Genomic DNA, 13024 nt, shown 5'->3' with positions numbered 1-13024 from the left:
AACTAGTTTAATGTAAATATGAAGTCCACTTCATCAGAATTGCCTACGTAAAATTTCAGGGTGGATTTAGGTGATTTTATTAAAGGTGCAATTGGAGATATCAAATCTGAGAATTGCACCTTTAAGATATCCATATCTGTTTCTTCCGGTACACGAATCAAAATGTCCCCACCGCTTGTCCTGATTTTCCATTGTTCAAACTCCTCGTTTTTCTGAAGCATTAGTTTCCATTCCTGCTGATATTTGCTCATGTTCGTTCAGTTTTTATAAAGTTAATAACATTCCCCGTTAAAATAGGTTCTCTGAAAAAGGAAAAATCAGGAAAATACTGATAGTAATTTATGGAAAAAAACAATTACTGCATCCTGTTGTTATATCACACATAAATGAATTTAATATGTTTAAAAGTATCAGTACAAAATTGATTTTAATGCTCGCTTTAATCTTTGGAGTTTCTTTGTTCACCAGGGCAGAAGAAATTAGAATGGTAATTAAGGAAGATTTAGCCAGTTGTACGGGTGTCGCCCCTATGACTTGTATGCAGGTTAAATATAAAAATAGTAAAAACTGGGAGTTGTTTTACAGCAAGATCTCAGGCTTTAACTACAAATCAGGTTATCGCTACGTGTTGCTTGTTAACCGTACCAAAAGAACAAATGTTCCGGCCGACGCCTCTGCTTATGAGTATAAGCTTAAAAAAGTATTGAAGAGGGTGAAAATGAAAGAGAATACAACTACTGCGTGGGATTTTGTGCTAAAGCATAAGTGGAAATTGATTCAAATGAATGGCGTTACCCAAACTGCTTCTCCGGTATACATGACATTTGATGGGACGAAGAAACGTGTAGGTGGAAAATCAGGTTGCAATACATTTTTTGGTGGGTACGATAAAAGTGATGATAAGCTTACCTTTAAACAAATGGCGGGAACAAGGATGGCTTGTAGCGAAGAGCTGAACAAATTGGAACATCAGTTTTTATCTTTAATAGGAGACAAGACTTTTAAGTATGACGTCGCAGATCAAACCTTAAATCTTTATCAGAATAATAAACTGGTATTGATGTTTGGAATGGCGCCTTTGAAGTAGTAGCCTGGCTTAGCCTTTCAATAAGGGATATAGTTTATCATAAAACGGCTGAATAAATAAGTTTAGAACTTATTTATTCAGCCGTTTTATGATAGTAATCGTCAATTCGTGATTCCATTTTGTAAAGTCGGTCTATGTAATTAACTTCAATTCTAATATAAGTATATTAATCTACGGAGAATTTGGAAGATGCTATAAAAGGACTTGTACCTCATGTATTGAGTTTTATCGTCAGTGAATATTGCAAATACGGCTTTTTATTGGCCTATGAAAAAGACTTGTCCGATTTAAAAGGTCTTATAGAACCGGATTCCATTGCTGCGGAGGATTTTGAATTATTGGAAGCTGTAGATGATCCGGTCGTTAAATTGCTGTTGCGGTCTATAGATAAGGTGATTAACTGTTCAAAAACTTTTTTTCTGATTAATAACCTTGATGAATTTGAAGTCATGGAAAATGAAGAATATTGTCAGCTAGCCTCAGATAACTATTACCTTTATATCATTGAGTGGGAGAGTAAAGATTACCAGGATGTCCTGATCAACTTAAATGCTGTTTATTTTACTATAGCGCGGTTGCTTTATCATACCGCTTCTCAATTAAGAAGGCATCAGATTGAATTGCCTGATGAGTTTTATGATGACGAGTTTCTGGATAAATATGGAGATCTCTTAGATCAGAAGATTTACGACGATGATAAGAATGTAACATTGTTGTACGACCTTATTGCAGATTTAAATATGGATTTGCTAGATATAGATCGATTATCTTAATGAGTCTTCAATTAAATTGATATTATTATCTTTGGTGATTCTAAATACCAAAAATAAATGTCAGAACAGAAAAAAGAAATATTTGATAGTGTCGCTCAGCGTTTAAAAATTGAAGGTTTTAACGTTGTTAACCGTGATGAAACCCGTCCATGGGGTGGGTTTTTCGTAATTGATGAAGAACAGGCACAACAATTTGCTAATATATATTTTGATAAATTAAATGTTGATGAATTAAAAATTTCAGGTAAACTAAGCCCGAAAATTTTAATTGTTGCTCCCAATACAAGGCTTTCGTGGCAATATCACCATCGCCGCGCCGAAATTTGGAGAGTAGTGAATGGAACTGTTGGTGTAAGTATCAGCGATACAGATGAACAAGGTGAAGTGCAACAACTTGTACCGGGTCAGACAATAAAGCTAAAACAAGGTGAGCGTCATCGTTTAATCGGATTAGACGATTGGGGGATTGTTTCGGAAATATGGCAGCATACAGATTTAAATATGCCTTCTGATGAGGACGATATTGTTAGAGTACAGGATGATTTTGGACGTTAAGGCATCTAAAAGACATTTTTGTCTACTTACAGAACTATTTACATACAATATTCGTTAAACCCTTATATGATTATTTTAATCTTTTTCCTTTTACATTGGTTTTTGTCACTTTTTTCTCAAACATTTTTTTTGCATCGGTATGCTTCGCATAAAATGTTTAAAATGAATACTTTTTGGGAAAAGTTTTTTTACCTCGTTACTTTTTTGTCTCAGGGATCATCTTTTTTAAATCCAAGAGCCTATGCTATATTGCATCGTATGCACCACGCATTTAGCGATACGGAGAAGGATCCGCATTCTCCACATTTTGTTAAAGATGTTTGGGGTATGATGATCCAGACTAAAAATATTTACCTGAATTATTCTAAATACAATGTAGAACCTGAAGAGCAGTTTAGAGATAATTATCCGTCCTGGCCGCTTATTGATAAGATTGGTGATTCATGGATTACCCGCTTTGTTTTTATAAGCTTTTATGTGTGGTTCTATGTAACTTTTGCGACGGCATGGTGGATGTTTTTATTGCTCCCAATTCATTTTTTAATGGGGCCTTTACATGGTGCAATTGTAAATTGGTGTGGACATAAATACGGCTACGCTAATCATGACAATAATGATCATAGTAAAAATTCCTTGCCTCTTGATTTCTTAATGTTAGGTGAGCTGTTTCAGAATAATCATCATAAAAAGCCAAATAGTCCTAATTTCGCTTCACGCTGGTTTGAGTTTGACCCAACTTATCCGCTGATGAAAGTAATGCATTGGATGAGGATTATCAAAATAAGGAAAACATAAAAAAGAGAGCACCAAAATGGTGCTCTCTTTTTTATGTTTAACTAAGTGGTGTTAAGTACTGCGTAAAGGAGTAACCTTCTTCACCATTGTCTGTTTTAATTAGCCACCACTGATCGTTTGCTTTACTAACAAGGGTAACCACTTCATGTCTTGCTGCTTTTCCAACGATTTCGTCATCGGTACTCGGTCCCTTTCTAATATTCAGGTTAGAACTATTAGTGGTTACTTTTAGTTTTGCCCCGTCAGAGATACCTGCTACGCTATTAATGTTCATCACTAAATCTCCAGATGAATAATTAGGATCCAGGCGTTCGTAAGTATCCCATAGCTGCTGCTTTACTGTGCCACTAGTTGCACCATCTATGTAGAGTACACCATCTTGCTCACGTACGTTTAACCCATTTACGCCAGCTGCAGTGGCGGTATCAATAAGTTCTTTATATTTATCTTGTAATGCCATTTTTATTCCTCCTTTATTATTTAATCACCAATTGTGTGTTATCTACTTTTTTAGGTTTTAATGCCTGTAGGGCCATCATCAGTTTTTGGAGGTTGGCTTTCTGAATTTCCCCTTTTAAGGTAATAATGCCGTCAAATACAGTAGCAGTAACAGTAGGGAAGTCTTTGGTCGCGTCTTTAACCGCCGCCGCTAATGGATCATCCTGGGTAATTGCGACTGGTACGGAAGCGGCTGCAATGCTAAGGTTATTGACTACAGATTTTACCCCCATAATACCTGCGGCAGCTTTACCAAGATCCTCTTTACTTGCTTCGTCAGCAACCTGACCATTTAAAGTAGCAACCCCTTTGTCAACACTGACGGTTGTGCCCGAAGCTGCCGGATTGGCTTGTAGGGCTGTTTCAATTGCCGCCTTTAGGTCAGCATCTTTAGGTTTGCTTTTGCAGCCAGTAAAAGCGATAGTCATAATGGCAACTACCATTATAGTAGCCATCAGATTGTTAATCGTTTTTTTCATAGTTGAGTAGGTTTTATTAATGTTAATTAATTAATCTACTACAAGTTATCGAAAAAAATAAGACGTTATATTAAAATTTGATTAAATAATAGGCGTGAACTCTTTGATGTTGATAGTCGAAAAGAATCTGATGGTTTGAGAAATTATATTTTGTTTGAAGGATGTTTAAGTCGACAGACAAAATATTATATTGATTTTAATTGTTGCGACCGTGTTGTTAATTGATTGTTAATTAATTAGATAATTTGTCAACTTCTCTGTCTAGTTTTGAACTGGTAAGTATGAATTAACGTAGCAGAATTCAATATGAGACAATTAAAAATAGCTCAAAGTATAACCAACCGGAAAGAAGATAGCATTTCGAGATATCTTACTGAAATTGCCCAAATAGATTTACTTCAGCAGGATGAAGAAATGAATCTGGCTATGAGGGCAAAAAATGGTGACCATATTGCCTTGGAAAGATTAATCAAAACCAATCTTCGGTTTGTAGTCTCCGTAGCAAAACAATATCAAAATAAAGGGATGGGTCTGGCTGATCTGATTAGTGAAGGGAATTTGGGTTTAATTAAAGCTGCATCCCGATATGATTATACAAAAGGGTTCAAGTTTATTTCGTTTGCAGTATACTGGATCAGACAATGTATTATTCAGGCGATATCTGAGCAAAAACGAATTGTAAGATTACCTGGTAATCAAATCAATGATATGAATAGGATTTCTAAAATTACGCTTAAACTGGAACAAGAGCTCGAACGCGCACCTGCTTTATTTGAAATAGCCGAGGCACTGGAAGTCCCGGAGAGAAAAATTGCTGATGTTTTTTCTAACACCCTTGTTTCCGTATCGGTAGATGTACAAAATCAGACACACACTGAGATGTCCCTGCTCGATATTTTGATTAATCAGGATTCACTATGTCCCGTCGATCCATTGCTTCGAGAGTCTCTTTCTACGGATCTAAAAAGGATTCTGAGCAAGCTACCTGAAAAACAACAGCGAATTTTAAAATATTTCTACGGGATTGACAATTATCCTCAATTAACTCATGAAGATATAGGGTTTAAAGTGGGCCTGACCTCAGAACGGGTAAGGCAATTAAGGGGGAAAGCTATTGGTACCTTAGTGAAACTGTGCAAAAATGATATAATGAGCGATTATTTTACTATTAAATAAATACTGAAAGGATTAAAACCTTATGAACATTGTTTTGTTATAAAAGCGACGCTATTGAATTATTTAAATAATAAAAATTATGAGACCTTTCTTTTTTATGGGGATACTAGTCACATTTTTACTGTTTCAGGGATGTGTAAGTAATAAGAAGTACAATGAATTACAAACTAAATACGATGATTTACAGCAACGGGGAAAAGATCTGAATAAAAAATATCAAACTAGCCAACAAGAATTGGCAGGCTCCACAACAAGGGTGAAGAGTCTGGAAGAACAAATTGAAGCCCAAAGACAAAATGTAATCTCATTACAGGCTGCATTAGACAAATGCCTGGCAACATCTAACCAGGGAAATGTTAATATTTCTAAGCTTGTGGATGAGATTAATTCTTCAAATAAATACATTCAGCACCTGGTAAATACAAAAAATAAGAGTGATTCACTAAACATGGTGCTAACAAATAACCTTACACGTTCATTAAGCAGGGAAGAGTTAAGAGATGTTGATGTTAAGGTGTTAAAAGGGGTGGTATATATATCGCTCTCAGATAATATGCTTTATAAGTCTGGTAGTTATGAGATATCTTCAACAGCTGGTGAAACTCTGAGCAAGATCGCTAAGATCATTAAAGATTATAAAGACTACGATGTGCTTATTGAGGGGAACACGGATAATGTGCCAATTTCTCAAACTAACATTCGGAACAATTGGGACTTAAGTGCTTTGAGGGCATCTTCAGTTGTTCAGGCCTTGCAAAGTGCTTATGGGGTGGATCCTAAGCGTTTGACTGCCGGAGGTCGGGGAGAATATAACCCGGTAGCGACTAACAGTACAGACGCAGGACGAAGTAAAAACAGGAGAACCCAAATTATCATTACTCCAAAACTTGATCAGTTTATGGAATTGATTGGTAAAGCTCCAGATACTACAGATTAAAAAATGGTATAAAAAAACCGCAGGTAATAAACCTGCGGTTTTTTTTTTGACTAAAAATAAAGTACTTTATTTTTTAGACCATCTTCTGTTTCCTCCATTTGGAGTTTTCTTGGCTCCGCTAAGATTAGGTTGGCGCTCAGTTTTTTCATGGCGTGGGCCTCTTTCAGGACGGGCACCTCTTGAAGGTTTTGCTTTTCCTTTAGATTTTGCAGCTGCAGCACCTGACATCAGACTTTGCCAGCTCATTGCATATGGATGATCTTCACTTACAGGAATCTTTAAGCCGATCAGTTTTTCGATATCATCAAGAAATTCTTTTTCTTCAGGATCACAGAACGAAAACGCTGTACCACTTAATCCTGCACGGCCGGTACGACCAATACGGTGTACATAAGTTTCTGGGATATTAGGTAGTTCATAGTTGATTACATGAGCAAGCTCATCTACGTCGATGCCACGTGCAGCAATGTCTGTAGCAACCAAAACGCGTGTTGTTTTAGCTTTGAAATTTGTCAATGCCCTTTGTCTGGCGTTTTGTGATTTATTGCCATGAATGGCTTCTGCTCTTATACCAGCTTTGATTAGCTCTTTAACGATTCGATCAGATCCATGTTTGGTTCTGGCGAATACCAATGCCGTTTCTATGGTTTTATCTTTAAGAATATGAAGCAGTAATCCTCTTTTGTCATTTTTATCAACAAAGAATATCTCTTGCTGGATTTTTTCCGCAGTTGAAGATACAGGGGTGACTTCAACTTTAACCGGATCAGTAAGGATCGTATTAGCAAGTGTCTGTATTTCTTTAGGCATAGTAGCCGAGAAAAACAATGTTTGTCTTTTAGCAGGTAGCTTTGCAATTACTTTCTTTACATCATGAATGAACCCCATATCAAGCATACGGTCGGCCTCATCAAGTACAAAGATCTCTATATCCTTTAGGTTTATAAAGCCCTGGTTCATAAGATCTAATAGTCTTCCGGGTGTCGCAACAAGGATATCTATACCTCTATGCAATGCATCGGTCTGTGCTTTTTGTCCAACACCGCCAAATATCACCAGGTGTTTTAGCGGAAGATTTTTGCCATAGGCTTTAAAACTTTCTTCTATTTGTATGGCTAATTCACGGGTTGGGGTTAAAATAAGTGCTTTAATCGCTTTATGAACCTTTGTGTTCGTATGAGGCTTACTCAGCAGCTGTAGCATAGGTATGGCAAAGGCGGCAGTTTTTCCTGTGCCTGTTTGTGCGCAGCCTAGTAAGTCTCTGCCTTGTAATATAGATGGAATGGATTGTTCTTGTATGGGGGTAGGTTGCGTATAACCTTCTGTTTGCAGCGCATTTAGAATTGGCTCAATCAGGTTTAATTCTTTGAATAACAATGTGTTTGTATTTTAATGTAAAATATATAGAAACAAAAGAATATTGTTTTGCTACAAAGGTACACATAACTTTCGGCTTTTGCTTATTGGCATAATTTACGTAAAAATGTGCATTTGTTGAAACTTTGTGGTTGATTGACACGCATATTAGCTTAAATTTGTAATTCTACTCAATTACATCATGGCAGAACCGAATTATAACGAAGATAGTATACGCTCTCTTGATTGGAAGGAACACATCAGATTACGTCCCGGTATGTATATTGGAAAACTAGGCGATGGTTCAGCCCAGGATGATGGTATCTATGTATTACTTAAGGAGATTGTCGATAATTCTATCGATGAGTTTGTAATGGGCTCTGGTCGTACAATAGAAATTACAGTTTCCGATCAGAAAGTAAATGTTCGGGATTATGGCCGTGGTATTCCATTAGGTAAGGTGATTGATTGTGTATCTAAAATCAATACCGGAGGTAAATACGATAGTAAAGCTTTCCAGAAATCTGTTGGTTTGAATGGGGTAGGTACCAAAGCTGTAAACGCATTGTCAACCAATTTTGTTGTCCAATCTTATAGGGATAATAAAACAAAGAAGGTCGAATTTTCTAAGGGTGAAATCGTTCTTGAAAATGATATCATCGATACGACCCAACGTAATGGAACTGCAATTACATTTTATCCCGATGAAACAATTTTTAGGAATTACCATTATATCCCTGATTTTGTGGAAAGCATGATCTGGAATTATGTATTCCTAAATGCAGGTTTGACTATTAATTTTAATAATCAGAAATATTTTTCAGAAAGGGGACTTTATGATTTACTACATAAGCATGCTGATGTAGAAAGTGTGCGTTATCCGATTATTCACCTCGTTGGGAGTGATATAGAGATTGCCATGACCCATGGTCAGCAGTATGGTGAAGATTACCATTCATTTGTAAATGGACAACATACAACTCAGGGAGGTACACACCAGGCAGCCTTTAGAGAGGCCGTTGTAAAAACAATCCGTGAGTTTTATAAAAAGGAATATGATGCTTCTGATATCAGGTCATCTATTATTGCCGCGATTTCGGTACGTGTGCAGGAACCTGTATTTGAATCTCAAACCAAAACCAAGTTGGGCTCACAAAATATGGGACCTGATGGACCATCTGTGAGGACCTTTATTAATGATTTTGTTAAAAAAGAACTAGACGATTATCTTCACAAACACTCTGATGTGGCTGAAGCTTTATTGAAGCGGATTCTACAATCCGAAAGGGAACGTAAAGATATTGCTGGTATAAAGAAATTGGCAAATGATAGAGCGAAAAAAGCATCATTGCACAATAAAAAATTAAGAGACTGCAAAGTCCATTTTAACAGTACCCATGAAAAACGGTACGAAACTACATTGTTCATTACCGAAGGGGACTCGGCTTCTGGTTCGATTACCAAATCAAGAGATGTAGATTGTCAGGCTGTATTTAGTTTAAAAGGAAAACCATTGAACTGTTACGAGCTAACAAAAAAAGTGGTTTACGAAAATGAAGAGTTTAATCTTTTACAGCATGCTTTAAATATTGAAGATGGGTTGGAAGGTTTGCATTACAATAATATTGTAATTGCTACTGATGCTGATGTGGACGGGATGCACATCCGATTGCTGATGATGACTTTTTTCCTGCAATTTTTTCCTGATCTGGTTCGTTCTGGGCATGTTTACATTTTGCAAACACCTCTGTTTAGGGTACGTAATAAGAAAGAAACCATTTATTGCTACAGTGATGATGAGCGTAAAAGAGCAATCGAAAAACTAGGTAATAAGCCGGAAATAACCAGGTTTAAAGGTTTAGGGGAGATCTCTCCAGATGAGTTTGGATTATTCATCGGAAAAGATATCAGGCTCGATCCGGTAATTCTTAAAGATCAAACTATTAAAAGTTTGTTAGAATACTATATGGGTAAAAATACCCCAGACAGGCAACAACATATCATTAGAAACCTACGAATAGAAAAGGATGAAGTTGGTAAAGAAGATGCCATTGTTAATTCTACTGTTGATGAAGAGGTTGACGACTCTTTGGATGTTGCGTAATATTTCGTGTTATATATAGACGAATTGTAAAATTTTTGATTTATACTTGTATTGTGATCGATCCCTCTTGATGCAATAGTTTGATAAGTTCTGCAGTCAACTGTAGTCAATTAAAAATTTTATGCTTCTTAACGCCACAAAAAGGTCGCCTATACGTTATTACCTGATCGTATTTTTAATATTGATTCTAGCTCTTTTTGTCTTTTTTTTATACCTGCGGTATAATAAGATGAATGAGTTGAAACGTAATGCTGCGGCTCTTGTACAACTGAAGGAAGATTACTCAAAAATAGATAGTTGTCTTTATATTTTATATCAGGCAGAGAACAATTCACGCTTGTATGCTGTAACTGCAGACAGAGCGTATATTAAAAATTTCTCTTTACAAATTCAGAAAGTCTCCTCCTTTTTAAGTGAATTAAACATCAATCTAGAAGGGGAAGTCCTGACTCCCGATATTCAGAGACTACTCAGACAGAAGAAAACGAAAACAGAGAACTATTTAAAACTGAGAAAACTTACAGATAGTCTGGTTATTGGATTTTCTCAACTCGGACTTGTTGAAAGAGAGGCTGAGGCGGAAATCAAGCTCCCTGAAGCAAAAAAGCAGATTAAGACAATTACGAGTTTTGATACTATTAAACATCAGCCGGTCCCGACAAAAAAATTCTTTGGCAGACTGGCTGATGCTTTTTCCTCAAAGAAAAATAAAGATACTTCTCTAACGATCATCAAAACTGAAAAAAATGTTGTTGTTAATCAGGATGTAAAAAGTTTTAATAAGCAGCAGCTGAAAAAGATAGAAAGCTACTACAAAAATCTGTACGCAAATGCCAATAAACTAAAAAATGATGAAAAAGCAATTCTATTGTTAAATAATAAATTGGTAAACGAAATCATCTCCATCTTACAAACATTTAAGAGAGATGAGATCGCCTATATGATCGAAGCCAGGGCTTTGCTAGGAAATGAATTACTGACAGATGTTAAATCACTGGATTGGATTACAATGATTAATATCCTTTTGTTGGTTAGCCTTGTCGCTATTATTTTATACAACATTGCTAAGCTTTACAAAAATGAAAAAGTGCTCATTACACTAGGTAAGCGTGCGGCTCAGGATTCTCATTCGAAGAGCCGTTTTTTGGCGAATATGAGTCATGAAATACGTACTCCACTAAACTCAGTGGTGGGATTTTCTGAGCAATTGAGTAAAAGTAATTTGACAATTGAGCAAAATGATCAGGTTAATGCGATTCGTAACTCTTCCGTGATGTTGCTGGCGCTTGTAAATGAAATTCTTGATTTCTCTAAGTATGAAATCGGAAAAATTAACCTGGAAAAAGTACCATTCTCTCCTGAAGATGAAATTATGGAGGTATTTAACAGCATGAATGTGCTGGCCGTCAACAAAAATCTTTTGTTGGAGAATAAAGTTACATTAGAAAAAGGGATTTGTTTATTGGGTGATCGTTTACGATTAAAGCAGTTGGTGATGAACTTGCTGACAAATGCCATTAAGTTTACTTCAAGTGGTAAAGTAACTTTAAAAGTCAATCTAGCTCATCACGGTAAAAAGCAAGGGGTTTTGAAAGTTCATGTTGAGGATACTGGTATCGGTATTGCAGCTGAGGACCTGGAGTTTATTTTTGATGAATTTGCGCAGGTATATTCTACTACTAAGCAGGGGACGGGCCTGGGCTTGGCGATTTGCAAAAAAATTGTAGAACTACAAGGTGGGAAAATTGATGTGACAAGTGTGCTCGGAAAAGGTTCAGTATTCAGTTTCGAAATTCCTTATGAGCTGACTAAATTAAAAGAAGAGGTTGTTGTTGAAGAAAAAGAGCCACCAGTGAAAGGTAAATTGACTGGAAAGCATATTCTGCTAGTTGACGATAATAAAATGAATGTGCTTTTAGCGCAGACGGTCTTGAAAAAGTGGGAGATGGGATTTGATTGTGCTTATGATGGTAAAGAAGCACTGGAATTGTTTAAAAAGAACGAATATGATCTCATTCTCACGGATATTCAAATGCCGGTAATGGGTGGGGTAGAGCTTACGCATGAAGTCCGTTACAATGGGGACTTTACAAAATCCAGAATTCCTATATTAGGTATTACAGCGCATGTTTTGCAGGAAGATAGAGAAGCTTACTTAAAAGCAGGAATGAATGACCTGGTATTAAAGCCCTTTCTAGAACAGGAGCTGATTGATAAGATTACCAAATATATATAAATCTATATTTTTGTATCTTCAGGATGCTGTGGAGGTAATACGGTAACATCTTTTTCTACCACTACAATCTTGGTATGCACGGCGTATTTGCTTGGCATAATCCCTTTTGCATAACGTTCTGCGTAAGCCTGTGTGAATTCGGCACCAAAGTAAAGAATAATAGCAGTGTAGTATACCCAAAGTAAGATGACTATTAGTGAACTTGCTGCACCAAAAGCAGATCCAGGATCTCCTTTTTCAATATAGATTCCAATAACATATTTACCTAGACTAAACAGTAATGCTGTAAATAATGCTCCGATAATTGCAGGTTTCCATTTTAATTTAACATCTGGCAATACTTTAAAGATAATGGTAAATACAGCGGTTACTGCCGCTAGTGTTATTGCATTGTTTAGAATATTAATTAGTAATGTAGTTGTGTCATCTACTACGGGCAGATATTCGCTGATTTTACTGGAAGAGATGAGGTAGCCAAGTTTATCACCAATGGCGACTACAACACTGTTGATAACCAGTGAAACCAATAATAGAAAGCCTAATGATACAATAAGGGAAAAGGAAAGCAGTCTGTTGATGAGTAATTTCTTCCATCCCTTTTTGGGGACTGCTTTTACTTTCCAGATTAGGTTGATGCTATCCTGGATTTCAATAAATATAGCTGTGGCACCAACGACTAAAGTTACAATACCAATAATTAATCCTATGGTACTTTTTCCGGTAGTGTTTGCATTGGTGACGAATGTTTGAATTTGTGCTGCTGCATCCGGGCCAACAAGGTCGCCGATTTCGGAGAATAACTCTTCTCTTGGATTAATGTCTACACCATTTGGATCAGGGTTGTTACCCAAAAATAAACTGGCTGCTGAAATTACAATAATGATAAGTGGGGTAAGAGAGAAAATGGTATAGTAGGCTAAAGCAGCACTAAGTTTCATTACCCGGTCTTCCATAAAACCCTTGCCTGCGGCTATAAATAAATGAATAGTAGCCTTTACAAAATGTTTAGCTTTCTTGAATATTGTCAT

13 protein-coding genes are annotated in these 13024 nt (G+C 36.5%); 8 read left to right on the top strand and 5 right to left on the bottom strand.

The features are described from left to right. Positions 1-2: 2 nt before the first annotated feature. Positions 3-251, bottom strand: a complete 249-nt coding sequence (locus tag R2Q84_RS22105) for a hypothetical protein (protein ID WP_316818779.1) — start codon at positions 249-251, stop codon at positions 3-5. 146 nt (positions 252-397) lie between these two features. Between R2Q84_RS22105 and R2Q84_RS22100 the strand changes: the two genes are divergently transcribed. The 4 genes from R2Q84_RS22100 to R2Q84_RS22085 all read left to right on the top strand — a co-directional run bounded on the left by R2Q84_RS22100 (position 398) and on the right by R2Q84_RS22085 (position 3210). Continuing rightward, a complete protein-coding gene (locus R2Q84_RS22100) occupies positions 398-1087 on the top strand; it encodes a DUF4377 domain-containing protein (protein WP_316818778.1) in 690 nt (229 codons plus the stop codon). A gap of 182 nt (positions 1088-1269) precedes the next feature. Continuing rightward, positions 1270-1860: a hypothetical protein gene (locus R2Q84_RS22095; protein WP_316818777.1), complete on the top strand. Its 591-nt coding sequence runs from the start codon at positions 1270-1272 to the stop codon at positions 1858-1860. A gap of 57 nt (positions 1861-1917) precedes the next feature. Then, positions 1918-2415 (top strand): phosphoheptose isomerase, encoded by a 498-nt coding sequence (locus R2Q84_RS22090; protein ID WP_316818776.1) that lies wholly within the window; start codon positions 1918-1920, stop codon positions 2413-2415. A 66-nt stretch (positions 2416-2481) separates the two neighbouring features. Continuing rightward, a complete protein-coding gene (locus tag R2Q84_RS22085; RefSeq protein ID WP_316818775.1) occupies positions 2482-3210 on the top strand; it encodes an acyl-CoA desaturase in 729 nt (242 codons plus the stop codon). A gap of 37 nt (positions 3211-3247) precedes the next feature. On the opposite strand, the gene R2Q84_RS22080 is transcribed toward R2Q84_RS22085, so the two are convergent. Further along, complete coding sequence (locus tag R2Q84_RS22080; RefSeq protein ID WP_316818774.1) at positions 3248-3670, bottom strand: SH3 domain-containing protein; 423 nt, start codon at positions 3668-3670, stop codon at positions 3248-3250. A 16-nt stretch (positions 3671-3686) separates the two neighbouring features. Continuing rightward, positions 3687-4187 carry a BON domain-containing protein gene (locus R2Q84_RS22075; RefSeq protein ID WP_316818773.1) on the bottom strand — a complete coding sequence of 167 codons (501 nt, stop codon included), beginning with the start codon at positions 4185-4187 and terminating at the stop codon, positions 3687-3689. A gap of 306 nt (positions 4188-4493) precedes the next feature. Here R2Q84_RS22075 and R2Q84_RS22070 point away from each other — a divergent pair, with 306 nt between their 5' ends. Together R2Q84_RS22070 and R2Q84_RS22065 are read left to right on the top strand one after the other, a co-directional pair. After that, positions 4494-5363 carry an RNA polymerase sigma factor RpoD/SigA gene (locus tag R2Q84_RS22070; RefSeq protein WP_316818772.1) on the top strand — a complete coding sequence of 290 codons (870 nt, stop codon included), beginning with the start codon at positions 4494-4496 and terminating at the stop codon, positions 5361-5363. A gap of 79 nt (positions 5364-5442) precedes the next feature. Then, positions 5443-6300 (top strand): OmpA family protein, encoded by an 858-nt coding sequence (locus R2Q84_RS22065; protein WP_316818771.1) that lies wholly within the window; start codon positions 5443-5445, stop codon positions 6298-6300. A gap of 66 nt (positions 6301-6366) precedes the next feature. Here R2Q84_RS22065 and R2Q84_RS22060 read toward each other — a convergent pair whose 3' ends face one another. Beyond that, on the bottom strand, positions 6367-7677 hold the full coding sequence (locus R2Q84_RS22060; protein ID WP_316818770.1) for a DEAD/DEAH box helicase: 1311 nt from the start codon (positions 7675-7677) through the stop codon (positions 6367-6369). A 181-nt stretch (positions 7678-7858) separates the two neighbouring features. Between R2Q84_RS22060 and R2Q84_RS22055 the strand changes: the two genes are divergently transcribed. Both R2Q84_RS22055 and R2Q84_RS22050 read left to right on the top strand, forming a co-directional pair. Further along, entirely contained in the window at positions 7859-9760 is a 1902-nt protein-coding gene (locus R2Q84_RS22055; RefSeq protein ID WP_316818769.1) for a DNA topoisomerase IV subunit B, read from the top strand. A 229-nt stretch (positions 9761-9989) separates the two neighbouring features. Next, positions 9990-11996 (top strand): ATP-binding protein, encoded by a 2007-nt coding sequence (locus R2Q84_RS22050; protein WP_316818768.1) that lies wholly within the window; start codon positions 9990-9992, stop codon positions 11994-11996. Positions 11997-11998: 2 nt separating this feature from the next. Here R2Q84_RS22050 and R2Q84_RS22045 read toward each other — a convergent pair whose 3' ends face one another. After that, positions 11999-13024, bottom strand: a complete 1026-nt coding sequence (locus R2Q84_RS22045; RefSeq protein WP_316818767.1) for a YihY/virulence factor BrkB family protein — start codon at positions 13022-13024, stop codon at positions 11999-12001.

The organism is Pedobacter nyackensis (genome assembly GCF_032678475.1).
GTDB classification, from domain to species: Bacteria; Bacteroidota; Bacteroidia; order Sphingobacteriales; family Sphingobacteriaceae; genus Pedobacter; species Pedobacter nyackensis_A.
The sequence above is the reverse complement of the archived record's forward strand: the minus strand, read 5'-3'. Positions and strand labels throughout refer to the sequence as shown.

Bases quoted from the DNA above. Each gene is read 5' to 3' on its own strand.
- R2Q84_RS22100 (WP_316818778.1), top strand. From the start codon at position 398: ATGTTTAAAAGTATCAGTACAAAATTGATTTTAATGCTCGCTTTAATC.
- R2Q84_RS22050 (WP_316818768.1), top strand. From the start codon at position 9,990: ATGAATGAGTTGAAACGTAATGCTGCGGCTCTTGTACAACTGAAGGAA.
- R2Q84_RS22045 (WP_316818767.1), bottom strand. From the start codon at position 13,024: ATGACAATATTCAAGAAAGCTAAACATTTTGTAAAGGCTACTATTCAT.
- R2Q84_RS22070 (WP_316818772.1), top strand. From the start codon at position 4,494: ATGAGACAATTAAAAATAGCTCAAAGTATAACCAACCGGAAAGAAGAT.
- R2Q84_RS22080 (WP_316818774.1), bottom strand. From the start codon at position 3,670: ATGGCATTACAAGATAAATATAAAGAACTTATTGATACCGCCACTGCA.
- R2Q84_RS22065 (WP_316818771.1), top strand. From the start codon at position 5,443: ATGAGACCTTTCTTTTTTATGGGGATACTAGTCACATTTTTACTGTTT.
- R2Q84_RS22085 (WP_316818775.1), top strand. From the start codon at position 2,482: ATGATTATTTTAATCTTTTTCCTTTTACATTGGTTTTTGTCACTTTTT.
- R2Q84_RS22075 (WP_316818773.1), bottom strand. From the start codon at position 4,187: ATGAAAAAAACGATTAACAATCTGATGGCTACTATAATGGTAGTTGCC.
- R2Q84_RS22105 (WP_316818779.1), bottom strand. From the start codon at position 251: ATGAGCAAATATCAGCAGGAATGGAAACTAATGCTTCAGAAAAACGAG.
- R2Q84_RS22090 (WP_316818776.1), top strand. From the start codon at position 1,918: ATGTCAGAACAGAAAAAAGAAATATTTGATAGTGTCGCTCAGCGTTTA.
- R2Q84_RS22055 (WP_316818769.1), top strand. From the start codon at position 7,859: ATGGCAGAACCGAATTATAACGAAGATAGTATACGCTCTCTTGATTGG.